This is a genomic window from Sphingomonas sp. CFBP 13714 (genome assembly GCF_014842205.1).
Classification (GTDB): Bacteria; Pseudomonadota; Alphaproteobacteria; order Sphingomonadales; family Sphingomonadaceae; genus Sphingomonas; species Sphingomonas aerolata.
Window position 1 is genome coordinate 87,978 of sequence record NZ_JACYVG010000008.1, and the last position, 22,097, is coordinate 110,074.

Below are 22,097 nucleotides of genomic sequence, written 5' to 3' on the forward strand. Positions count from 1 at the left end.
GCCGGGGTGGTGGTTGGGGTGCGGGGTAGCCTCACCTCATCGCAGCGAGCATGTCCGTGATCTTCACGAAGGCGAAGCCGATCGAGCTGTCCGCGATGCCGTAAGGCAGGAACAGCGCATCGCCGTGGCGCAGCGCGCCGCAGCTGTAGACGACGTTTGGGACATAGCCCTCGCGGTCCTGATCCTTGGCGGCTAGGATCGGATGCTGCGTGCGGCCGATCACTTTTGACGGGCCGTCCTTGTCGAGCAGCACTGCACCGATCGAATATTTGCGCATCGCGCCGACGCCGTGCGTGAGCAGCAACCAGCCCTCGTCGAGCTCGATCGGCGGGCCGCAATTGCCGATCTGGACGAGCTCCCACGGATAGAGCGGGGTCAGGATCTTCTCGCCGTCGTCCCAGTCGGTCAGCGTGTCCGACTTCAGCAGGAACAGGTTTTCGCCATCCTGCCGGCCGATCATCATATACTGGCCGTTCACCTTGCGCGGGAACAGCGCCATGCCCTTGTTGCGCGCGGCGGGGCCAGTCATCGGGACGAGATCGAACGCACGGAAATCGCGCGTCCGCATCAGTTCGGACTGGATAACCGAGCCGTTATAGGCGGTGTAGGTGCCGATCCATTCATAGTCGCCATTGTCATGCTGGAAGCGGACGATGCGCAGATCCTCTAGCCCCTTCGACTGCGCCTGGGTGATCGGGAAGATCACGGTGCCGCTGAGCGTGCTGTCGCGGTGGCGATAGACGGTGACGGGGCCCTGCGGCATCTCGTCCTCGCCGCTGCCGACCGCGTCGGTCGCGGTCGCGAAGGGCGGCTCGGGCGCCAGCTTCATCAGATTCTGGTCGGTGATGATTCCTTCGCGGAAGGCGACCGACGAGATGTGACCTTCGCCGACCGCGCGCATCGACATCAGGATGCGCAGGCTGCCCGGCGGCATCCCCGACTGGTCGAAATGCGGCACCGCGCTGGGGTTCATCAGCGCGGCGGCGGCATAGCTGTATTCATGGCAGAAATAGGCGCCGATCAGCTGGCGCTTCTCGTCGCCGATATCCGCGCCGTTGAGCCCGAGCATGTCCTCGATCTGGTCGTAGCGTGTCATGAACACGCGCCGCGTCTGCCAGTGCCGCGCCTCGAAATCCTTCAGCACCACCTCGAGCTGGATCCGCGCCTCGGCGCTCGTCATTTCGAGGACTTCGCCGACCAGTCGCTCGGTACGACTGGGCGCACCGGCATTGCCGGCCCAGGCGATATGAAAGGGCCGGACGACGACCCGTGACGGGTCGGCGTGCAACCGCAGCTGGTGGGTAAACAGGTCCATCGTGCTTATGCCTCGCGTGCCGTTCCACCTTGGGACGCCGACGCTAGCGAGGCTATGCGACGACGCGCGAGGCTCCTGCCACGCTTTGGGCTGCGTTTGATACCCCCGAAATCGCACAATTGGCCAATTGCAGCGCCAAAATCGACTCTGCACCCTGGTTGCGGTTCAATCCCGTCGGCATCAATCCATCGAAACAGCCACCATCGGCGATGCTCGCGAGCGGCAGATTGAGGTCATTACCGCCCAGGAACCAGCGATAGGCGCGTTCGGCCTCGTCACGCCAGCGCAGGTCGCCCGTCGCCTCGAACGCCGCCATGCAGGCATCGACGGTGGCCTGTGCCTCCAGCGGCTGTTGGTCGAACTGCAGCGGATCCTCATAGGAGCGTCCGAAGCTTTCCGTGCCAACCGCACGGAAGCGACCCTCGGGCGAGGTCTGCTTGGCGACGATCCATTCGAGTGTCGCCAGACCGCAATCGATCAGGTCCTGGCGGCCGAGCGCCTGGCCCGCACGGATGAGCGCCTGTGGCAGGCGCGCATTGTCATAGGCGAGGACGATCTCGAACCACTGCCACTCGGGACGCCGCGTCTTCTCGAGCAGTGCCAGATGGACATCGGGGAACTTTGCCAGGATCGACAGCGAGAGCTGATGCCCGGGGCTGGCCTCGAGCATCGCCGCCGCGCCGAGCATCGCAAAGGCCTGAGCGCGCAGGCTGCCGAGCTCGAGTGCACAGGATGCGGTCGAGTCATACATTGCCGTCGCCCAGTCGCGATGCTTGGCCAGCTGTGCATCGCGTGCGGTGATGCCGAGCGCCCAGACGGTGCGACCGTTCGAATCCTCGGACCCGACATCCTCGCACCAAGTTCGGTCGAAGCTCATGAAGTTGCGGAAGCGACGCTCGTCGGGGTTCCAGGCATATTGTACGAACGACGCATAGATCGTCGTCCACTTGTCACGCTGGACCTCATCCATGTCCGGCATCGCACTCATCAGCATGAGCGCACGGCAATTGTCGTCGATGCAATAGCCATGCCGGCGATCGGGGATTGAGTAGATCGAATGCTGGAGCATGCCCGTCGAATCACTCATCCGTTCGACGGCCGCGAAGTCAGGCGCAAGCGGCTTCAACGGGGGCGAAGGCTTGGCCAGACGAAAAGGGCGTGCCGCGACCACCGCGCGGATCTCTGCCATCGATGTTTCGGCAAGCTGTGGCCAGATCATCGTACGACCACGCGCATAGGCGCGTTCCGCCAGGCGATGACGGTCACGATCGCTCGACAGCAGCATGTCGATTTCGCGCGCAAAGGCAGCGACATCACCGAACGGGACAAGGACGCCATGCCCATCGGCGAGGATCTCGGTCGCATGGACGTACGGGGTCGAGATGACAGGCTTGCCGACGCCGATGGCGTAGCTGAGCGTGCCCGAGGTGATCTGCGCCGGGTTGGTGTAGGGCGTCACATAGATATCTGCCGCCTGCAGATAGCTCAGCAACTCGTCATGTTCGACGAACGCGTCGATGAAGGCGACATTGCCCGCCACGCCACGGGCTTCGGTCAGCGCCTTGAGACGATCACGATACGCCTCGCCCTGATGCGCGACGAGATTGGGGTGCGTCGCGCCGAGCACGACGTAAAGAAGATTGGGATGACGTTCGATGACCGCGGGCAGCGCTTCGATCACTGTTTCGATACCCTTGTTCGGTGCGAGGAGCCCGAAGGTCAGCACGACCTTGCGGCCTTCCCAGCCGAATTGCGCCTTCAGCGTGTCGGGTTCGACGAGGTCGCGATCGGGCACGCCGTGCGGGATCATCACGATCTGCCGCGGGCTGGCGCCATAAACGCGCTGGAGGATGTCGCGGCCACGCTCCGCCATCACGATGACGCGCGCGGCACGGCGCAACAGGCCCTCCATGACGCGGCGTTCGTCGGGATTGGGACGTTCGAGGATCGTGTGCAACGCAACGACGACCGGCAGCGTCGTGCGGTCGAGCAGCGCGAGCAGATAGTCCCCGGCCGGGCCACCGTAGATGCCGTATTCGTGCTGAACCCAGATTGCCTGGGCGCCGCTCGCATCAATCTTGCGCGCGGCATCCAGATAGGCGGTCAGGTCAGTTTCGGGGATCGTTCCAACGACTTCCGGCGGATACTCGTACAGGCCAGGATGATCATCCATCGCATAGACGTCGACCGCGACCTCGGGAAAGCGCGCCCGCATCGCGGTGAACACATCCGTCGTATATGTCGCGATACCGCACCGCCTCGGCAAAAAATTGCCAATGAGTGCCAGCCGCGTGATCTTGGTCCCGTCCGCCGGTAACGCCATACCCTGTCCTTTGTCTGAGCGCGCATAACAGGCTAACCCGGCATCGCGCTCACCCCCAACGGCTGACAAGGTATGAAAGTTGCATTAATATTGCACTGCAACACACGCTTTGATGTTAAACTTTATCAATCTTGCTGCATGCGGTGACGGCGTCAGCCACGCCCGCGATACGGGGCGACGCCCTGATCGGGCAGCCACAGATCGGCGGGGGGCGCCGAAGACTGCCAGAAGACGTCGATCGGGATCCCGCCGCGAGGATACCAATAGCCGCCGATCCGCAGCCAGACCGGCTTCATTTCGTCGAACAGCCGCTCGCCGATGCCGACCGTGCAGTCCTCATGGAAGCCGGCATGGTTGCGAAAGCTGCCGAGGAACAGCTTGAGCGACTTGGATTCGACGATGGTCTCGCCGGGAACATAGTCGATGACGAGATGCGCGAAATCGGGCTGGCCGGTGACCGGACAGAGCGAGGTGAATTCGGGGGCGGCAAACCGCACCAGATAGGTCCGGCCGACGCGCGGGTTGGGCACGTAATCGAGCACGGCCTCTTCGGGCGAGGCGGGGAGGGCGCTGTTCTGGCCCAGATATAACGGGTTTGTAGGAGCGGTCATGGTCCGCCATGTAGGATGCGATGCGCTCCAAGAAAACCACGCTCGTGCCGATCCTCGGCGACCAGCTCTCGCTGCAGATCGCCTCGCTGAACGGGGCCGACCCGGCGGCGACGATCGTGCTGATGATGGAGGTCGCCGACGAGACGACCTATGTCCGCCACCATCGCCGCAAGATCGCCTATATCCTGTCGGCGATGCGGCATCACGCCGAGGCACTGCGCGAGGCGGGCTGGACCGTCGACTACGTCGCGCTCGACGATCCGGAGTCGACCGGCAGCTTCACTGGCGAGGTCGCGCGCGCGATCGGGCGGCATGATCCGGCGCGGATCATCGTCACCGAGGCGGGCGAGTGGCGCGTTGCGGGGATGCTGGACGCGTGGGAAACGCTGTTCGGCCTGCCGGTCGAGATCCGCGCCGACGACCGCTTCCTCGCCAGCCATGCCGAGTTCGAGGCTTGGGCGGAGGGGCGCAAGCAGTTGCGGATGGAGTATTTCTACCGCGAGATGCGCCGCCGCACTGGATTGCTGATGGACGGCGACAAGCCCGAGGGCGGCGAATGGAATTACGATGCGGACAATCGCAAGCCCGCCAAGGCCGACCTGCTGATGCCGCGCCCGCTCTCCTTTGCCCCCGATGCGATCACGACCGAGGTGCTCGCGATGGTCGCGGCGCGGTTCGGCGAGCATCCCGGCAGCCTCGATGCCTTCGACTTCGCGACGACCCGCGACGATGCGCTGAAACAGCAGCGGCATTTCCTGAAGCACGCGCTGCCGCAGTTCGGGGATTATCAGGACGCGATGCTGACCGACCAGCCGTTCCTGTGGCACGCGGTGCTGTCGCCCTATATCAATTCGGGGCTGCTCGATCCGGTCGACCTGTGCCGCGCGGTCGAGGCGGAATATGCCGCCGGGCGCGTGCCGCTCAACTGTGCCGAGGGGTTCATCCGCCAGATCATCGGCTGGCGCGAATATATGCGCGGCATCTACTGGCGCGAGGGGCCGGATTATGTCGAGCGCAACTTCCTGGATGCGAGGCGAGACTTGCCCAGCTTCTACTGGACTGGCGAGACCGACATGCACTGCCTGTCGCAGGCGATCGGGCAGACGCTCGACCATGCCTATGCGCATCACATCCAGCGGCTGATGGTGACGGGCAATTTCGCGCTGCTGATCGGCGCGGACCCGAAGCAGGTGCATGAATGGTATCTGGAGGTCTATGCCGATGCGTATGAATGGGTCGAGCTGCCCAATACGCTGGGCATGAGCCAGTTCGCCGATGGCGGCCTGCTCGGGTCGAAGCCCTATGCGGCGTCGGGCGCGTATATCAACCGGATGTCGGATTATTGCGGGCATTGTCGCTATGACGTGAAACAGCGCGTCGGGGAGAATGCGTGTCCGTTCAATGCGCTGTACTGGGATTTCCTGGTGCGCAACGCGGACAAGCTCGATCGCAATCCGCGGCTGGCGATGCCGTATCGCAACTGGGCGAAGATGAAGCCGGCGGACCGGGACGCGACGCTGGCGCAGGCCAAGGAATTTCTGGCGCGGCTCGACGAGTGAGCGCTACATTCGCCGTCAGGACGGGTTTAACGCCGTCGATAGGAGTAGGCGGATGCCGCATTACGGCGATTACCAGAACGCGATCTACAATGCGGGGCTGAGCGGCGTGATCCCGAAGCTGCCGGTCGATTACGCGACGCTCGAACAGCGCGCGAGCGCGGCGATGCCGCCGTCGGTGCTGGGCTATGTCCAGGGGGGCTGCGGCGACGAATTTACGCAGGACAACAATGCACATGCGTTCCGCCACTGGGGCATGACGCCGCGGATGATGGTCGATTGCAGCAGGCGCGACCTGTCGATCGACCTGTTCGGAATGCGGCTGCCGAGCCCGATCTTCATGGCGCCGGTCGGGGTGATCGGGATCTGCACGCAGGACGGTCACGGCGATCTCGCCGCCGCGCGTGCCTCGGCCGAGACGGGGGTGCCGTTGATGGCGTCGACGCTGTCGAACGACCCTCTCGAAAGCGTGGCGGGGGCGCTGGGCGAGACGCCGGGGTTTTTCCAGCTCTATACACCAAAGGACAAGGCGCTGGCCGAGAGCCTGGTGCGCCGCGCCGAGGCAGCGGGGTATAAGGGGATCGTCGTCACGCTCGACACCTGGGTGACGGGATGGCGGCCGCGTGACCTGAACGTCGCGAACTTCCCGCAGCTGCGCGGCGCGGTACTGATGAACTATTTTTCCGATCCCGTCTTTCGCGCGATGCTCGCCAAGCCGCCCGAGGAGGATGGCGCAGCGGCAGTGCGGCAATGGGCGGGCGTGTTCGGCAAGGTGCTGACCTGGGACGACATGGCGTGGCTGCGCTCGCTCACTACGCTGCCGCTGATCCTGAAGGGGATCTGCCATCCCGACGACGCACGCCGCGCGATCGATGCAGGAGCGGATGCGATCTATTGTTCGAACCATGGCGGGCGCCAGGCCAATGGCGGAATCGCGGCGATCGACATGCTGCCGGGCGTGGTCGCGGCGGCGGGCGACGTGCCCGTGCTGTTCGATTCAGGGATCCGGTCGGGCAGCGACGTGGTGAAGGCGATCGCGCTCGGCGCGCGTGCCGTGGGCGTCGGGCGGCCCTATGCCTATGGCCTCGCGCTCGATGGGGCGGCGGGGGCGGCGCATGTGTTGCGGTGCCTGCTGGCGGAGGCGGATCTGCTGATGGCGGTGAATGGCTGGCCGACGATCGCCGATGTGCGTGCGGCGGGCGCGGTGCGGATCTAGCGCGACACGGCAAGGAAGGGGGCGAGCGCGTCCCAAGCAGGCTGCTTGGCGGCGCGGCCGATCGTGTGGAGCGGGCTGCTCGACGGCAGCGCGACGATCTGCGGGCCGAGCGTTCCGAGCCCCTGTCTGAGGCCGAGCTTCAACGCGGTGGCGCCGTTGAACGCGATCGCGCGGAGTTCCGGAAGGCGCGTTACCAGGTCGGCGACCGCATTGTCCTGCGCATCGAGGATCGCGGCATCGGTGCTGCCGGCGCGGCGTGCCGAGCCGATCACGTCCCACAGCGCGACGCGCGCATCGCGCAACGCGACCAGCCGGTCGTCATAGGCCAGCGCGACCAGATCGCGCGCGACGACCCCCGACATCAGCGCCCAGAACTGGTTCTGCGGATGCGCATAATAGCGAGCTTCGGCAAGCGAACGGTCGCCGGGCAGGCTGCCGAGGACGAGCAGCCGCGCATCGGCGGCGGCCACGGGCGGGAAGGAGGATTTGCGCGTCATCGTGCCCGACGACGTGGCGATTGCGCGCGATCGTGCAAGCATTCTATGCAGACGCGCATGAAGATCCTGCTGTCCGCAAGCCTCGCCGTGCTCGCTCTTGCAAGCGCCCCCGCCACCGCCACCGCCCGCCAGCTGACCATCGACGATGTCGTCAAGCTGTCGCGCGTGTCGTCGCCCGCCGTTTCGAAGGACGGCCGCTGGCTTGTGTGGGAGCAGCGCGAGACCGATCTCGCCGCCGATCGCGGCCGGTTCGACCTGTGGCGGCTCGACCTTACCCGCAAGGGTGCGAAGCCCGAACCGCTGATCGCCGAAGCCGATGTGAACGAGACCGGCGCGCAATTCTCCGCCGATGGCGCAACCGTCTATTATCAGTCGGACAAGGGCGGCAGCGACGCGGTATGGTCGATCGGGATCGCCGGTGGCACGCCGCGCAAGCTGACGAGCTTCAATGGCGGCTTCGGCGGGTTCAAGGTCGCACCGACCGGCGACAAGCTGGTGATCTGGGCCGACCGCAAGCCCGGCGCGCCGAGCCTTGCGCCGGCAATGGTCAAGAAGGACCCGAATGCCGGGGCGGGGCGGACCTATGACCAGCTGTTCGTGCGGCACTGGGACACATGGTCGAATGGCGACCGATCGCAGCTGTTCGTGCTGCCGCTGACGGCCGCGGGCGCAGCCGGCGACGGCGTCGCGGTGACGGGCGGCCTGATCGGCGATGCGCCGTCGAAGCCGTTCGGCGGCGGCGAGGAAGTGTCGTGGAGCGCGGACGGCCGGACGCTGTATTTCGCTTTGCGCGAGGCGGGGCGGATCGAAGCGACCTCGACCAATCTCGACATCTTCTCGGTCCCCGCGGACGGTTCCGCAGCGCCGGTCAACCTGACGGCGGCGAACACCGGCATGGACAATCTGCCGACGGTGTCGCCCGATGGCCGGACGCTCGCCTGGTTCGCGATGGCGCGCGCGGGGTTCGAGGCGGATCGCCAGGTGCTTATGACGCGCGATCTGGCCAGCGGCCAGGTGCGCGCGGTAACGCAGGGCTGGGATCGCTCGGTTGCGTCAATCGCATGGAGCCCCGACAGCAAACGTATATACGTCACCGCGGACGACACGCAGGAGACGCCGGTGTTCGCGGTCGATCCCGTGACGGACAAGGTGACGCGGCTGACGCAGGAAGGGCATGTCGGTGCGGTCGTGCCGACGCCCAGGGGCGTGGTCGTCGCGATCAGCAGCCTGACCGCGCCCGACGATTTCTATGCGCTGGCGGTGAAGGGCACGCGGATGCCGAAGCCGGAGCGGCTGACCTCGGTCAACGCGGCAAAGCTCGCGGGCATCGACATGCCGACCGTCACGCGGTTCAACTTCAAGGGCGCGAACGACGACACCGTCTGGGGTTATGCGGTGAAGCCGTATGGCAGCCCGGGCAAGGTCCCGGTCGCCTATATGGTGCATGGCGGGCCGCAGGGGTCGAGCAACAACAGCTGGTCCTATCGCTGGAATCCGGCGGTGTTTGCGGGTGCGGGCTACGGGCTGGTCGCGGTCGATTTCCACGGGTCGACGGGGTATGGCCAGGCCTTCACCGACGCGATCAGCAACAATTGGGGCGGCTGGCCGCTCGAGGACCTGCAAAAGGGACTGGCGGCAGCGACCGCGAAGTTCGGCTGGCTCGACGGCGACCGCGCCTGTGCGCTCGGTGCGTCCTATGGCGGCTATATGATGAACTGGATCGAGGGGAAGTGGCCCGACCGGTTCAAGTGCATCGTCCAGCATGACGGCGTCTTCGATGCGCGTGCGATGGCGTACGAGACCGAAGAGCTGTGGTTCGACGAGTGGGAGCATGGCGGGAAGACCTATTACGAGGATCCTGCCGCGTTCGAGAAATGGAACCCGGTCAACTACGTCGCCAACTGGAAGACGCCGATGCTGGTGATCACCGGCGAGAAAGATTTCCGCATTCCCTATACGCAGGGGCTCGCGAGCTTCACCGCGTTGCAGCGGCGGGGGATTCCGTCACGGTTGCTGGTCAACCCGAACGAGAATCACTGGGTGCTGAAGCCGAAGAACAGCCTGCAATGGTATGGCGAGGTGATCGGCTGGATGGACAAGTGGACGGCGAAATAGGGATCCGCTGATCCTTCCCCGTCATCCTGACGAAAGTCAGGATCCAGAGCCACGAACGTCAGTGCCCGTTACCCTGGGTCCTGACTTTCGTCAGGATGACGTATGGGGGTGGCTCAGTGCGCCTTGGGCTTCTTCACCGCGTGGAGGCCGAGTGCGATCGCGCCGCCGAGGATGAGGCCGACGACGCCCGACAGCGCGGCATTGACCACCCAGTTCACCACGCCCTTGGCCACCGGCACCGCGGCGGCGGCGCCCGCGGCGGTATCGTGAATGAAGTGCGGGATCGTCGTCAGCCCGAAATCCTCGATCCCGTGGACGATGATCTGGCCGCCAACCCAGACCATCGCCGCAGTGCCGACCACCGACAGCACCGACATGACGACCGGCATGCCCTTGACCAGGCCGCGTCCGAACGCCTGGACCGCGGGGCTTTTCCGCTCGGTCAGGTGCAGGCCGATATCGTCCATCTTCACGATCAGCGCGACGACGCCGTAGACGAGGATCGTGATTGCGACGCCGACCAGTGCAAGCACGATGGCCTGTTCCCAGATCGGTTCGGCGGCAACGTCCGACAGCGCGATGACCATGATCTCCGCCGACAGGATGAAGTCGGTGCGGATCGCGCCAGAGACCTTCTGGTCCTCGAGCGTCTTCGGATCGATCGGGGCGGTGGCTTCGGCTTCGGCATGGCCGCCGCCGAGCGCCTCGAGGATCTTTTCCGCGCCCTCGAAGCACAGATAGGTCCCGCCGATCATCAGCAACGGGGTCAGCGCCCAGGGTGCGAACGCGCTGAGCGCGAGCGCTGCGGGGAGGATGAAGAGCAGCTTGTTGCGGAACGAGCCGAGCGCGATCTTGCCGATCATCGGCAATTCACGCTTCGGCGAGAACCCAACCATGTAGCGCGGCGTGACCGCGGCATCGTCGACCACCACGCCGATCGCCTTGCTGCCCGCCTTGCCGGTCGCAGCACCGATATCGTCGAGGCTGGCCGCGGCCAGCTTGGTGATCCCGGCAATGTCGTCGAGCAGTGCGACCAGTCCTGTGGGCATCGATGGGTCCTTCGCGTGATCGGTAAGAGGCGGCAATAGCCGGTCCGCGGTAACGTGACAGCGATGTCATGCAACGGGTTTCGACCTTGCGCAAAGTGCGTGACGCGCGGAATGGTTGCGCGGTGACGCACATCACGACGGGATCGAGCATGACAGACGACTTCATCACCAACCTGCCCAAGGCCGAACTGCATCTGCATATCGAGGGCAGCCTCGAGCCCGAGCTGATGTTCGCGCTCGCCGAGCGCAACAAGGTCGCGATCCCGTTCAAGAGCGTCGAGGACGTGCGCGCGGCCTACAGCTTCACCAACCTCCAGACCTTTCTCGACATCTATTATGCGGGCGCGGCCGTGCTGCAGACCGAGGAGGATTTCCACGATCTGGCGCTCGCCTATTTCGACCGGGTCGCGCAGGACGGCGTGGTCCATGCCGAGATCTTCTTCGATCCGCAGACGCACACGCATCGCGGAATCCCGTTCGACGTCGTCGCCAACGGCCTGTTCGCGGGGATCGACGCGGCGCGGGCGAAGCACGGGATGAGCATCGGGCTGATCATGAGCTATCTGCGGCATCTCGACGAGGAGGACGCATTCAGGACGTTCGAACAGGCACAGCCCTGGCTCGACCAGATGATCGGCGTCGGGCTCGATTCGTCCGAGATGGGGCATCCGCCGTCGAAGTTCGCGCGCGTGTTCGAAGCATCGGCGGAAGCCGGGCTGCTGCTGTGCGCGCATGCCGGCGAGGAGGGCCCGCCCGCCTATATCGACGAAGCGCTCGACATCCTGCGCGTCGACCGGATCGATCACGGCAACCGTGCGCTCGAGGATCCGGTGCTGGTCGCGCGGCTCGCGCGCGAGGCAATGACGCTGACCGTGTGCCCATTGTCGAACGTCGCGCTGCGCAACGTCGACCGGATCGAGGATCACCCGATCGACCGGATGCTCGATCTCGGCCTGCGTGCGACGATCCATTCGGATGATCCGGCCTATTTCGGCGGCTATATCGGCGAGAACTACCGTCAGACTGCGCGTGCGCGCAACCTGTCGCGCGGGCAGATCGTGACGCTGGCGCGCAACAGCTTCCTCGGCAGCTTCCTCGATGACGAAGCGATCGCCGGGCATCTGGCGACCCTCGAGGCCTATGTGACCGCGCATCCGTGATCCGGCGCTTCCTATCGATCTTCGAGCCGTTCATCCTGATGCTGCTCGGCACCGTCGTACTGGCGAGCCTGGTGCCCGCGCGGGGACAGGCGGCGACGATCGTCGGCTATGTCGCCGACGTCGCGATCTTCCTGCTGTTCTTCCTTCACGGCGCGAAATTGTCGCGCGCGGCGATCTGGGACGGGCTGCGCAACTGGCCGCTCCACCTCGCCGTACTGGGGGTGACGTTCGTCGCCTTTCCCGCGCTCGGGCTCGGGCTGACCGCGCTGCCGTTCGTCGACGAGCGGATGGCGACGGGGCTGTTGTTCCTGACGCTGCTGCCCTCGACGGTCCAGTCGTCGATCGCCTTTACCGCGATCGCGCGCGGCAACGTCGCCGCCGCGGTGTGCAGCGCATCCTTTTCCAACCTGCTCGGCATCGTGATCACCCCCGCGCTGGTCGCGCTGCTGATGCGGAACGCAGGCAATGCCGGCGGGATGTCGATCGAAAGCGTCGAGACGATCATCGTCCAGCTGCTCGTGCCGTTCGTGGCGGGGCATGTGCTGCGGCCCTGGATCGGTGCATGGGTGACGCGGCGCAAGGCGATGCTGACGATCGTCGATCGCGGGTCAATCCTGCTTGTCGTCTATGGCGCGTTCGGCGCGGCGGTGGTCGAGGGGCTGTGGAGCCGGGTGTCGCTCGGCGACCTGCTCCTGATCGGGCTGCTCTCCTGTGCCCTGCTGGCCATCGTGCTGGCGCTGACGCTGACCATCGCGCGGCTGATGCGGCTGCCGCGCGAGGATGCGATCGTGTTGCTGTTCTGTGGGTCGAAGAAGAGCCTGGCGTCGGGGGTGCCGATGGCCGGCGTGCTGTTCCCCGCGGCGCAGGTCGGCGTGATCCTGTTGCCGCTGATGCTGTTCCACCAGATCCAGCTGATCGCCTGTGCGGTTATCGCGCGCCGCTATGCAGACCGGGCGGATGCGCCCGTGGAGGCGATGGTGCCGGTGGCGTAACTGCCTTGGCTTATTTGCTTTTCCACGCGCGAAACGACATGGTCGCGGCTTGACGGAAAGGCCCAGCATCTGTGACTGATACCGCGTTGGACCTTACGGCCTGCGATCGGGAGCCCATACACATTCCCGGCGCGATCCAGCCGCACGGGCTGTTGCTCGTCGCCGATGCGGCGAGCCTGCGCGTCGTTGCGGGCGCGGGCGATATCGAGACGCGGCTGACCCCCGACTGGCTGGGCGCAGACCTCGCGACGCTGATCGGCCAGGACGTTGCCGTGCTGCTGGCGGAGCGATCGGGGCGCGGCAGCATGATCGGCGCTGCCGTCGGCACGCTGGTCGCGGGTACCAGCGAGCAGTTCCACATGGTCCTGCATGCGAGCGAGGAACACGTCCTCGTCGAGCTCGAGCCCGCCACGACGGCGCCGTCGAGCGCCGCGACCGTGCTCGGCTGGCTCGATTCGATGGCGACCGCGTTCGAGCGGTCGGGCAGTCTCCAGGCGCTGTGCGAACAGGCGGCGGTCGCGTTCCGGACGTTGACCGGGTTCGACCGGGTCATGGTTTATCGCTTTCTCGACGATGAATCCGGACGCGTGATGGCGGAGGATCGCGATCCCGCGCTGCACAGCTTCCTTAACCATCATTTTCCTGCGACCGACATCCCGAAACAGGCGCGCGCGCTGTATGTCCGCAACCGGACGCGCGCGATCCCGCATGCGGTCTATACGCCTGCGATCCTGCGCCCCGCAGGGTTCGAGACGCTCGACCTGAGCGACGTCGCGCTGCGCAGCGTGTCGCCGATCCATCTGCGCTACATGACCAATATGGGCGTCGCGGCGTCCGCGTCGATCTCGATCGTCAAGGACGGGCTGTTGTGGGGGATGATCGCCTGCCACAGCATGACGCCGCGGACGCTGGCGCCCGATATCCGCGCGACCGCGAGCACGCTGGCGAGCAGCCTCGCCCGACAGATCCGCGCGAAGGAGGAGGCCGAGGGATACCGCGAACGCCTGCGGCTGCGGTCGGTGGAAGACGTCGTCGTGCTCAAGATGGCCACCGAGGGCAGCGCGCAGCGGACCGCGGCGGCGGTCGGCGACGACCTGCGCCGGATGCTGGCGAGCGACGGCTTCGCGCTCGTCCAGCACGGCGCGGTGCAGCGCGACGGCCAGTGTCCGGACGACAGAGACGTACTGGACCTGGTCGAGTGGATCCGCAGCCGCGGGACAGGCGACATCGTTGCAACGCATGCGCTGTCGACGCTCTACCCGCCTGCGGAACGCTATCGGTCGAAGGCGAGCGGGCTGCTCGCGATGCCGCTGATCGACGAGGGCGCGGTGCTGTTGTGGTTTCGTGCGGAGCGGATCACGGAGATTGAATGGGCGGGCAATCCGCACAAGGCGACGTCGGGCGATCCCGCCGAGCAGCTGACGCCGCGCACGTCGTTCGCATCATGGACCGAAGAGGTACGTGGCGAATCGCGGCGTTGGTCGCTCGAGGAGATCGAGGCCGGCTATCGCCTGCGCCGGATGTTCCACGACAGCTATGCGAGCAACCGGATGCGCGCGCTCAACCGCGAGTTGCAGCGGACGCTGGCCGAAAAGGATCTGCTGATCGAGCAGAAGGACGTCCTGATGAAGGAGGTCAACCACCGTGTGCAGAACAGCCTGCAGATGGTCTCCGCGTTTCTCGCGCTGCAGGCCAAGGCGGCGGGCGACGCCAACGTCACAGCACATCTCGCCGAGGCGCAGGCACGGCTGTCAGCGGTCGCGCTGGTGCACCGGCGGCTCTACCGCGACGACCAGGTCCAGTCGGTCGACCTCGCGCGCTATCTTGAGGAACTGGCGGGCGACATGAAGGGGACGCTGGGGCAGGAGTGGGGCGCGCAGATGCGGCTCGACCTAGCGCCGGTGCTGATGCCGACTGATCGCGCGGTCAATGTCGGGCTTATCCTGACCGAGCTCGTCATCAATGCGAGCAAATATGCCTATGGCGGACAGCCGGGGCCGATCCTGATCGCGCTCGAGCAATATCGCAACCAGATCCGACTGATCGTCGCGGACAACGGAGTGGGCCAGACCAGCACGCGCGTCGGGTTCGGCAGCCGGATGATGAACGCGGTGGTCGGACGACTGTCGGGATCGATCGCGCAGCATGACAACATGCCCGGGCTACGCGTGATCATGACCGCCCCGATCGAGGATTGAGGCTCAGCGCGCGACGGCGGCGCGGCGGTACAGGTCGAAGGTCGCGCGCGCGCCGGTGATCGCCTCGTCGATCCACGTGTCTGTTCCAGCGAGTGTCGCGGCGCGGTCGAGTGTACCGAGCAGCTCGCGCCATTCGCCCGACAGATGGCGCGCACCGAGATAGGCGGTCGGCAGCCCGTCGGGCACGGTACGCGCGAGCATGATGCCGCCGAGCCGTGATCCCTCCACGACATAGAGCGCGCCCCAAGCCGCCGCGTCGCCCGCGGGCAGCGTGAAGGGCAGGGGTAGAGGCATCGTCTCGCCCAGCGCCGCGAGGTCGGCGGCGAGGAGGGGCGTGCGGGGGCGGAAGTGGGGCAGGCCCGGGACGGCTGCCAGTGCATCCTCCGCTGCGGGAAGCGCGCGCGCGTGCGCGTGGAGGAACGCGCGATAGCTGTCGGGCGCGGCGAGGTCGAAGTTGCCATAGGCTGTGTCGACGCGGTCGTGATCGCCGCCGGTCTCGCTGCGCAGCGCGGCGACGATCGAGCGTGGCGGGTCGTTCAGCAGCATCGGCCACCGCCCTTGCCGCCGTAGCGCGCCTGTTCGCGGTCACGGAAGAACGCCGCGGGATCCATCGCCGCATGGCCGGGGTGATGCTCGGCCATGTGCTGCAGATAGGCGGCGTAGGAGGGCTGGCCGACCATCATGAGCGCGGTCTCACGCGCGCGAGCGAGCAGGTGGCGGATGCGCGGCGTCATTCGGCCGGGACCAGCATGGGCGGAACCTCGGTCACGGTCGGGCGATCGACCTTCAGCGCGGCGCGGCAGCTGCGGATGCCGAAGGCGAGAATCGACACGACGACGCCGAGGAACAGCGCGATCAGCGCCGCGTCGATCCGGTCGTTGAAAGTGATCCGCTGCATCTCCGCCATCGTCTTGGCGGGCGCGAGGATCTCGCCGCGCGCCGCTGCCTCTGCAAACTTGGACGCATGCGCGAGGAAGCCGACCTTCGGATCGCTCGAGAACAGCTTCAGCAGCCCCGCGGTGATCGTGCACAGGCACAGCCATGCGGCGGGCAGGATCGTCACCCAGGCATAACGCTGGCGCTTCATCCGGAACAGCACGACCGTGGCGAGGATCAGCGCGACCGCGGCGAGCATCTGGTTCGAGATGCCGAACAGCGGCCACAAGGTGTTCACGCCGCCGAGCGGATCGGTGACGCCCTGGTAGAGGAAGAAGCCCCAGGCGGTCACGCACAGCGCGGTCGCGACGATGCCCGGGCCGATCGCCGAGGCATTGCGGAACGACGGTACCACCAGCCCGATCAGGTCCTGCAGCATGAAGCGCCCGGCGCGGGTGCCGGCATCGACCGCGGTCAGGATGAACAGCGCCTCGAACAGGATCGCGAAGTGGTACCAGAACGCCTTCATCGCCTGACCACCGATCAGGTTGCTGAAGATCTCCGCCATCGCGACCGCCAGCGTCGGCGCGCCGCCGGTGCGGCTGATGATGGTCGTCTCGCCGACGTCGCGCGCGGCCTGCGCCAGCGCCTCTGGGGTGATCGCGAAGCCCATATTGGTGACCGCGGCGGCCGCCGACGCCGCGTCGGTGCCGAGCACCGCGGCGGGGCTGTTCATCGCGAAATAGATGCCGGGATCGAGGATCGTCGCACCAACCAGCGCCATGATCGCGACGAAGCTCTCCATCAGCATCGCGCCATAGCCGATAAAGGGGGCGTCGCCCTCGCTGGCGATCAGCTTGGGCGTGGTGCCGCTGGCGATGAGCGCGTGGAAGCCAGAGACTGCACCGCAGGCGATGGTGATGAACAGGAACGGGAACAGCCCGCCCGACCAGACCGGACCGCTGCCGTCGATGAACTTGGTGAGCGCGGGCATGCGCAGCGGCGGCGCGACGACCGCGATCCCGATCGCCAGCGCGACGATCGCGCCGATCTTGAGAAAGGTCGACAGATAGTCACGCGGCGCGAGCAGCAGCCAGACCGGCAGAACCGACGCGACCGCGCCATAGCCGACCATCAGGATGCACAGCTGTACCGGGGTCAGCGTGAAGACCGGGCCCCAGAAGGCGGACTCGGCGACCTGGCCGCCATAGACGATCGCGAGCAGCAGGCCGATGACGCCGAGGATCGAGACCTCGCCGATGCGCCCCGGACGGATCCAGCGCGTGTAGATCCCCATCGCGAAGGCGAGCGGGATCGTCGCCGCGACGGTGAACAGCCCCCAGGGGCTGCCCGCGAGCGCGCGCACGACGATCAGCGCGAGCACCGCGAGGATGATGACCATGATCGCAAAGGCACCGATCAGCGCGATCGTCCCGGCCACCGCACCCATTTCCATGCGGATCAGCTCGCCGAGCGAGCGGCCGTCGCGGCGCATCGAGATGAACAGGATCATGAAGTCCTGCACCGCGCCCGCCAGCACGACGCCGGCGAGGATCCAGAGCGTGCCGGGGAGATAGCCCATCTGCGCGGCGAGCACCGGCCCGACCAGCGGTCCGGCGCCGGCGATCGCGGCGAAATGGTGACCGAACAGGACGTTGCGGTCGGTCGCGACATAATCGAGCCCGTCCGCGCGGCGGATTGCGGGGGTCGGCCGCGTCGCATCGAGCTGCATGACGTTGCGCGCGATATAGCGGGCGTAGAAGCGATAGGCGATCAGGTTGACCGAGACCGACGCGGCGACAATCCACAGCGCGTTGACATGCTCGCCACGCTGGAACGCGACCACCGCGAGCGCGCACGCCCCGAGCAGGCTCATCGCACCCCAGCCGATCTTTTCGCGTAACGTCATGCGGTTGCTCCCCCGTCCGGTCCTTGTACCAGCCATCGCGGATTTGGCCGAGGAGCGCTAGGGGGGAGCCGCCTCAGACCTGCGAGTGGTGGCCCTTCAGCTCGTCGCCGACGATCCGGACGACATGCAGCACGTTGGTCGAGCCCGGCGTCCGGAACGGCACGCCCGCGAGCACGATCACGCGGTCGCCCGCCTTCGCCATGCCGTGGCGCAGCGCCATGCGCTTCGACTTGGCGACCATATCCTCGAACGACTCGACGTCGCGGGTGTGAACTGCATGCGTGCCCCACAACAGGCCGAGACGGCGCGCGGTGTCCTGGCTCGGCGTCAGCACCAGCAGCGGCACCGAAGGCCGCTCGCGCGCGATCCGCCGTGCGGTCGAGCCCGAGGTGGTGAAGCAGATGATCGCGACCGCGGATACGGTCGCGGCGATGTTCTTCGCCGCCTCGGCCAGCGCGTCGGCCGTCGTCGGATCGGGCTTCATCACGGTGAAGTGCATGCGGTCGCCATGCTCAGGATCGGCCTCGACCGACACGCCGATCGCGTCCATCATCGCGACCGATTCGACCGGCCACGCGCCCGCGGCGCTTTCCGCCGAGAGCATGATCGCATCGGCACCGTCATAGACTGCGGTCGCGACGTCCGAGACCTCGGCGCGCGTCGGCGAGGGCGAGGTGATCATCGATTCGAGCATCTGCGTTGCGACCACCACCGGGCGGCCCATGCGGCGCGACACCTCGACGATACGCTTCTGCAGCGGCGGCACCGCCTGCGGGGGCATTTCGACACCGAGATCGCCGCGCGCGACCATCACGCCGTCGCACGCCTCGACGATCTCCTCGAGCCGCTCGATCGCGGCGGGCTTCTCGATCTTGGCGAGCAGCGCGGCCTTGCCGCCGATCAGCTTGCGCGCTTCCCACAGATCCTCGGGACGCTGGACGAACGACAGCGCGATCCAGTCGACGCCCTGGTCGACCGCGAAGTCGAGATCGCTGCGATCCTTCTCGGTCAGCGCGGCCATCGGCAGGACGACGTCGGGAACGTTCAGCCCCTTGTTGTTCGACAGCGCGCCGCCGACCTCGACCCTGGTCGTGATCTCGCGCGGGCTGTGCGAGACGACGCGCAGCACCAGCTTGCCGTCGTCGAGCAGCAGGCGCGCGCCCGGCTCGATCGCGGCGAAGATCTCGTCATGCGGCAGCTCGACGCGGGTCGCATCGCCCGGCGTCGTGTCGCGGTCGAGCACGAAGGTCGAGCCGGTTTCGAGCACGGTGCGGCCGCCGTCGAACTTGCCGACGCGCAGCTTGGGCCCCTGGAGATCGGCGAGGATCGTCGAGGGGCGACGATATTGCTTCTCCAGCGCGCGAATCGCCTGGATCACCGCGATCTTCGACTGCTGGTCGCCGTGACTCATGTTGATGCGGAACGCGTCGGCGCCGGTGCGGAACAGCGTCGCGATCATCTCGGGCGTGCTGCTGGCAGGGCCTAGCGTCGCGAGGATGCGGACTTTGCGCGAGCGGGGTGCGATGGCCATGGTCATGCGTTGCGTTTCCTGGGGGAGGTCTTTGCCGCCACGGGCCTTAAACCCTATCTCGGTGGGATCAACTACGGAGCATACGAATGAACCACGATAGCGACACGCTGGACACACTCGACGATGCCGTAGCGGCGCAGGCCTTTCGCCGGCTGATCCGCCACCTGCGCCACCGCGACGATGCGCAGAATATCGACCTGATGGGTTTGGCGGGATTCTGCCGCAACTGCCTGTCCGACTGGGTCGAGGAGGCCGGTGGTCTCGACAAGGATGCGGCGCGCGAGGCAGTGTACGGCATGCCCTATTCGCAGTGGAAGGCGCAGCACCAGGGCGACGCCACGCCCGAGCAGCTCGAGCGGATGAAGGCCAGCGTCGCCAAGAATGCGGTCGTCTGACCCGGGGTCGCTTGAGCCGCGAACGGTTACCGCCTAGACGCGGCGCCGCACTTGCAGCGGCGCGATTCATCGGTGGTCCTCGGGGCCCCGGTCGCCGCATGCGGGTCTGTGTTTCGAGCGAATGGGGACGAGTATCATGACGGACGAACGCCAACACGGCATGGGCGGCGGCGCGGTCGCAGCGGACGAACTGCGCCTGCTGATCGAGCGCGCCGAGCGTCTCGAAGAAGAGAAGAAGGGTATCGCGGACGACATCAAGGACGTGATGGCCGAGGCCAAGGGCCGTGGCTACGACCCCAAGGCGATCCGCAAGATCCTGTCGATCCGCAAGAAGAAGAAGGAAGAATATCAGGAGGAGGAGGCGATCCTCGAGGTGTATCTCCAGGCACTGGGGATGATCTGACGATCGGTCTCTGCGCGGTGTCTCCCTCGCGATGCGTCATCGACGCCGGGGTGGACGCCGCGTCAACGTCGACGCGGTACCGGTGAGCCATGCCTGTCCCGATCGCTGCGGCGTCATTTCTGTTTCTGGTGATCAACGCGGTCACGGTCGCCGCGTTCGCGCTGGACAAGCGCCGATCGCTGGGTGGCGCATGGCGCATCCCCGAATCCCGTTTGCTCTGGTTCGCAGCGCTCGGTGGCAGCCCCGGCGCCTTCTGGGCACGCCGCCGATTTCGCCACAAGACCCGCAAGCAGCCGTTCGTCGGCCGGCTGCAGATGATCGCGATCGTGCAGATTGGCGTGGTCGCCGGACTGGTCTTCGCTTTCGCGTTCTAGTTAAGCCGCCTCTGCCGGCAGCGTCGTCCAGCCGAGTCCCGGGATCGTGATCGAGCGCTTGCCCGCCAGGTCTGTGCGGCAGACGATCAGGTTGCGGCTTTCGATATAGCCGATCAGGCGCTTCACCCGGCCGAGCGAGCTGGTGCCGTAGGTCGCGGCGATGCGCGCGTCTGAGGGGCAGGGTTCGCCCTCACGCGCGGCGCGGGCGACCAGCAGGAAGGCGCCGAGCATGTCGTCGGGCAGCCCGCTCGCGACGTCGAGCGCGGCGGTCCACGCCTCGTCGGTCATGTCGAAGATGCCGGCGCGTGCGCAGCTCAGCCGGCGGACGAAGCCCGGCAGATCGAGCGGGGGCTTGGCGAGGCCGCCCATCCGGCATCGCACCTGGAAATCCTGGAACAGCACCGAGGGCGGGCGCAGCGTCGATTCGGGATCCTCGACGATCGCGCGGAACACGTCGGCATAGACCGCCTCGACCTCGTCATCGGTCTTCTCGGGCGGCGGGGGCGCGGCGGTGCGCGGCTCGGGTGGGCGGGCGATACCGTCGAGCAGTTCCTCGGCCGGAACGCGCCGCGGCCGCGAATCGAAGAGCAGGCCGAGTTCGGGGGCGTCGACCACGGGCTCGGACAGCAGGTCCTGCAGGTCCATCGGCGCGGCGCTGGGGAGCGGGGTCAGCTTTGGGCTGCCGCTGCGTGCCGAGGTCGCGACGTCGCCGATCTTCACGGTGATGGGGCGGCGCGAGACCGCGGGGCCGAGCGCCATGAAGGTGCCGCGCTGGAGGTCGCGGATCGCCTCCGCCTGACGCCGCTCCATGCCGAGTAGATCGGCGGCGCGTGCCATGTCGATGTCGAGGAAGGTGCGGCCCATCAGGAAGTTCGACGCCTCCGCCGCGACGTTCTTCGCGAGCTTCGCCAGACGCTGAGTCGCGATCACGCCGGCGAGACCACGCTTGCGGCCGCGGCACATCAGGTTGGTCATCGCCGCGAGCGAGGCGCGGCGGACCTCTTCGGACACTTCGCCGCCGGTGACGGGCGCGAACATCTGCGCCTCGTCGACGACCACGAGCACCGGATACCAATGCTCGCGCGGCGCATCGAACAGCGCGGAGAGGAACGATGCGGCACAGCGCATCTGCCCTTCGACCTCGAGTCCCTCGAGGCTGAGCACCGCGGACGTCCGGTGTTCGCGCAGGCGGGTGGCGATGCGCGCGATCTCGCGTTCGCTATAATCGCCCGCCTCGATCACGACATGGCCGTGCGGGCCCGCGAGCGTCACGAAATCGCCCTCCGGATCGATCACGATCTGCTGGACATGCCCCGCCGACCGTTCGAGCAGGCGGCGCAGCAGATGCGATTTTCCCGATCCCGAATTGCCCTGCACCAGCAGGCGCGTGGCGAGAAGTTCCTCCAGGTCGACGCCGACGGCCGTACCATTGCCGTCGGTGCCCATATTCACGCTAACCGTCATGCCGCGCGTTTGGCAGGTGCGGGCGCATCGGGGCAAGGAGTCTTTCGCGGGTCTCGTCGCAAGCGCGGTTTTGCGCGCTGGCTTAATCCGCAATCGCGGTTACGCCTTTCGCC

The 22,097-nt window shown here is 66.6% G+C and carries 19 protein-coding genes; 9 read left to right on the forward strand and 10 right to left on the reverse strand.

Going from position 1 to position 22,097, the window contains the following annotated elements; all coding sequences use genetic code 11:
• Positions 1–31 precede the first annotated feature (31 nt).
• From IFT54_RS17055 to queF, 3 genes are all read right to left on the reverse strand, one after another.
• Positions 32–1,315, reverse strand: a complete 1,284-nt coding sequence (locus IFT54_RS17055) for a glycoside hydrolase family 130 protein (RefSeq protein WP_192071487.1) — start codon at positions 1,313–1,315, stop codon at positions 32–34.
• A 52-nt stretch (positions 1,316–1,367) separates the two neighbouring features.
• The gene (locus IFT54_RS17060; RefSeq protein ID WP_056408880.1) at positions 1,368–3,638 is read right to left on the reverse strand and encodes a glycosyltransferase family 4 protein; all 2,271 of its coding nucleotides are present in this window, start codon (positions 3,636–3,638) and stop codon (positions 1,368–1,370) included.
• Positions 3,639–3,790: 152 nt separating this feature from the next.
• Entirely contained in the window at positions 3,791–4,249 is a 459-nt protein-coding gene (gene queF / locus IFT54_RS17065) for a preQ(1) synthase (RefSeq protein WP_031440073.1), read from the reverse strand.
• Between the two features lie 20 nt (positions 4,250–4,269).
• Between queF and IFT54_RS17070 the strand changes: the two genes are divergently transcribed.
• The gene (locus tag IFT54_RS17070; RefSeq protein WP_192071488.1) at positions 4,270–5,808 is read left to right on the forward strand and encodes a cryptochrome/photolyase family protein; all 1,539 of its coding nucleotides are present in this window, start codon (positions 4,270–4,272) and stop codon (positions 5,806–5,808) included.
• A gap of 52 nt (positions 5,809–5,860) precedes the next feature.
• The gene (locus tag IFT54_RS17075) at positions 5,861–7,021 is read left to right on the forward strand and encodes an alpha-hydroxy-acid oxidizing protein (protein WP_192071489.1); all 1,161 of its coding nucleotides are present in this window, start codon (positions 5,861–5,863) and stop codon (positions 7,019–7,021) included.
• On the opposite strand, the gene IFT54_RS17080 is transcribed toward IFT54_RS17075, so the two are convergent.
• Positions 7,018–7,560, reverse strand: a complete 543-nt coding sequence (locus IFT54_RS17080; RefSeq protein ID WP_244649150.1) for a DNA-deoxyinosine glycosylase — start codon at positions 7,558–7,560, stop codon at positions 7,018–7,020. The genes IFT54_RS17075 and IFT54_RS17080 overlap by 4 nt on opposite strands.
• A 15-nt stretch (positions 7,561–7,575) precedes the next feature.
• Here IFT54_RS17080 and IFT54_RS17085 point away from each other — a divergent pair, with 15 nt between their 5' ends.
• Positions 7,576–9,633 (forward strand): S9 family peptidase, encoded by a 2,058-nt coding sequence (locus IFT54_RS17085; RefSeq protein ID WP_192071490.1) that lies wholly within the window; start codon positions 7,576–7,578, stop codon positions 9,631–9,633.
• A 113-nt stretch (positions 9,634–9,746) separates the two neighbouring features.
• On the opposite strand, the gene IFT54_RS17090 is transcribed toward IFT54_RS17085, so the two are convergent.
• Complete coding sequence (locus IFT54_RS17090) at positions 9,747–10,682, reverse strand: DUF808 domain-containing protein (protein WP_166747105.1); 936 nt, start codon at positions 10,680–10,682, stop codon at positions 9,747–9,749.
• A gap of 149 nt (positions 10,683–10,831) precedes the next feature.
• Here IFT54_RS17090 and IFT54_RS17095 point away from each other — a divergent pair, with 149 nt between their 5' ends.
• The 3 genes from IFT54_RS17095 to IFT54_RS17105 all read left to right on the forward strand — a co-directional run bounded on the left by IFT54_RS17095 (position 10,832) and on the right by IFT54_RS17105 (position 15,032).
• The gene (locus tag IFT54_RS17095; RefSeq protein WP_192071491.1) at positions 10,832–11,842 is read left to right on the forward strand and encodes an adenosine deaminase; all 1,011 of its coding nucleotides are present in this window, start codon (positions 10,832–10,834) and stop codon (positions 11,840–11,842) included.
• On the forward strand, positions 11,842–12,834 hold the full coding sequence (locus IFT54_RS17100) for a bile acid:sodium symporter family protein (protein ID WP_446740682.1): 993 nt from the start codon (positions 11,842–11,844) through the stop codon (positions 12,832–12,834). The genes IFT54_RS17095 and IFT54_RS17100 overlap by 1 nt, the downstream gene beginning before the upstream one ends.
• 86 nt (positions 12,835–12,920) lie before the next feature.
• On the forward strand, positions 12,921–15,032 hold the full coding sequence (locus tag IFT54_RS17105; RefSeq protein ID WP_197984729.1) for a histidine kinase dimerization/phosphoacceptor domain -containing protein: 2,112 nt from the start codon (positions 12,921–12,923) through the stop codon (positions 15,030–15,032).
• A gap of 3 nt (positions 15,033–15,035) precedes the next feature.
• Here the strand turns inward: IFT54_RS17105 and IFT54_RS17110 are convergent, their stop codons facing one another.
• The 4 genes from IFT54_RS17110 to pyk all read right to left on the reverse strand — a co-directional run bounded on the left by IFT54_RS17110 (position 15,036) and on the right by pyk (position 19,354).
• Complete coding sequence (locus IFT54_RS17110; protein WP_192071493.1) at positions 15,036–15,578, reverse strand: biliverdin-producing heme oxygenase; 543 nt, start codon at positions 15,576–15,578, stop codon at positions 15,036–15,038.
• Positions 15,569–15,766 carry a YbdD/YjiX family protein gene (locus IFT54_RS17115; protein WP_107931579.1) on the reverse strand — a complete coding sequence of 66 codons (198 nt, stop codon included), beginning with the start codon at positions 15,764–15,766 and terminating at the stop codon, positions 15,569–15,571. The genes IFT54_RS17110 and IFT54_RS17115 overlap by 10 nt, the downstream gene beginning before the upstream one ends.
• Complete coding sequence (locus IFT54_RS17120) at positions 15,763–17,817, reverse strand: carbon starvation CstA family protein (protein WP_192071494.1); 2,055 nt, start codon at positions 17,815–17,817, stop codon at positions 15,763–15,765. The genes IFT54_RS17115 and IFT54_RS17120 overlap by 4 nt, the downstream gene beginning before the upstream one ends.
• A gap of 73 nt (positions 17,818–17,890) precedes the next feature.
• Positions 17,891–19,354 carry a pyruvate kinase gene (pyk, locus tag IFT54_RS17125; protein ID WP_056408891.1) on the reverse strand — a complete coding sequence of 488 codons (1,464 nt, stop codon included), beginning with the start codon at positions 19,352–19,354 and terminating at the stop codon, positions 17,891–17,893.
• Positions 19,355–19,434: 80 nt separating this feature from the next.
• Between pyk and IFT54_RS17130 the strand changes: the two genes are divergently transcribed.
• From IFT54_RS17130 to IFT54_RS17140, 3 genes are all read left to right on the forward strand, one after another.
• Positions 19,435–19,743 carry a DUF1244 domain-containing protein gene (locus tag IFT54_RS17130; protein ID WP_031440324.1) on the forward strand — a complete coding sequence of 103 codons (309 nt, stop codon included), beginning with the start codon at positions 19,435–19,437 and terminating at the stop codon, positions 19,741–19,743.
• Positions 19,744–19,903: 160 nt separating this feature from the next.
• A complete protein-coding gene (locus IFT54_RS17135; protein WP_197975315.1) occupies positions 19,904–20,146 on the forward strand; it encodes a DUF2312 domain-containing protein in 243 nt (80 codons plus the stop codon).
• Between the two features lie 128 nt (positions 20,147–20,274).
• Positions 20,275–20,520, forward strand: coding sequence for a DUF1294 domain-containing protein (locus IFT54_RS17140; RefSeq protein WP_342354855.1), 246 nt, complete (start codon positions 20,275–20,277; stop codon positions 20,518–20,520).
• Here IFT54_RS17140 and IFT54_RS17145 read toward each other — a convergent pair whose 3' ends face one another.
• On the reverse strand, positions 20,521–21,984 hold the full coding sequence (locus tag IFT54_RS17145; RefSeq protein ID WP_107045068.1) for an ATP-binding protein: 1,464 nt from the start codon (positions 21,982–21,984) through the stop codon (positions 20,521–20,523).
• Between the last annotated feature and the right edge of the window lie 113 nt (positions 21,985–22,097).

Coding starts and splice junctions, on each gene's coding strand:
- queF (WP_031440073.1), bottom strand. CDS start 4,249: ATGACCGCTCCTACAAACCCGTTATATCTGGGCCAGAACAGCGCCCTC.
- pyk (WP_056408891.1), bottom strand. CDS start 19,354: ATGACCATGGCCATCGCACCCCGCTCGCGCAAAGTCCGCATCCTCGCG.
- IFT54_RS17090 (WP_166747105.1), bottom strand. CDS start 10,682: ATGCCCACAGGACTGGTCGCACTGCTCGACGACATTGCCGGGATCACC.
- IFT54_RS17055 (WP_192071487.1), bottom strand. CDS start 1,315: ATGGACCTGTTTACCCACCAGCTGCGGTTGCACGCCGACCCGTCACGG.
- IFT54_RS17060 (WP_056408880.1), bottom strand. CDS start 3,638: ATGGCGTTACCGGCGGACGGGACCAAGATCACGCGGCTGGCACTCATT.
- IFT54_RS17070 (WP_192071488.1), top strand. CDS start 4,270: ATGCGCTCCAAGAAAACCACGCTCGTGCCGATCCTCGGCGACCAGCTC.
- IFT54_RS17145 (WP_107045068.1), bottom strand. CDS start 21,984: ATGACGGTTAGCGTGAATATGGGCACCGACGGCAATGGTACGGCCGTC.
- IFT54_RS17110 (WP_192071493.1), bottom strand. CDS start 15,578: ATGCTGCTGAACGACCCGCCACGCTCGATCGTCGCCGCGCTGCGCAGC.
- IFT54_RS17130 (WP_031440324.1), top strand. CDS start 19,435: ATGAACCACGATAGCGACACGCTGGACACACTCGACGATGCCGTAGCG.
- IFT54_RS17115 (WP_107931579.1), bottom strand. CDS start 15,766: ATGACGCCGCGCATCCGCCACCTGCTCGCTCGCGCGCGTGAGACCGCG.
- IFT54_RS17075 (WP_192071489.1), top strand. CDS start 5,861: ATGCCGCATTACGGCGATTACCAGAACGCGATCTACAATGCGGGGCTG.
- IFT54_RS17085 (WP_192071490.1), top strand. CDS start 7,576: ATGAAGATCCTGCTGTCCGCAAGCCTCGCCGTGCTCGCTCTTGCAAGC.
- IFT54_RS17080 (WP_244649150.1), bottom strand. CDS start 7,560: ATGCTTGCACGATCGCGCGCAATCGCCACGTCGTCGGGCACGATGACG.
- IFT54_RS17135 (WP_197975315.1), top strand. CDS start 19,904: ATGGGCGGCGGCGCGGTCGCAGCGGACGAACTGCGCCTGCTGATCGAG.
- IFT54_RS17095 (WP_192071491.1), top strand. CDS start 10,832: ATGACAGACGACTTCATCACCAACCTGCCCAAGGCCGAACTGCATCTG.
- IFT54_RS17120 (WP_192071494.1), bottom strand. CDS start 17,817: ATGACGTTACGCGAAAAGATCGGCTGGGGTGCGATGAGCCTGCTCGGG.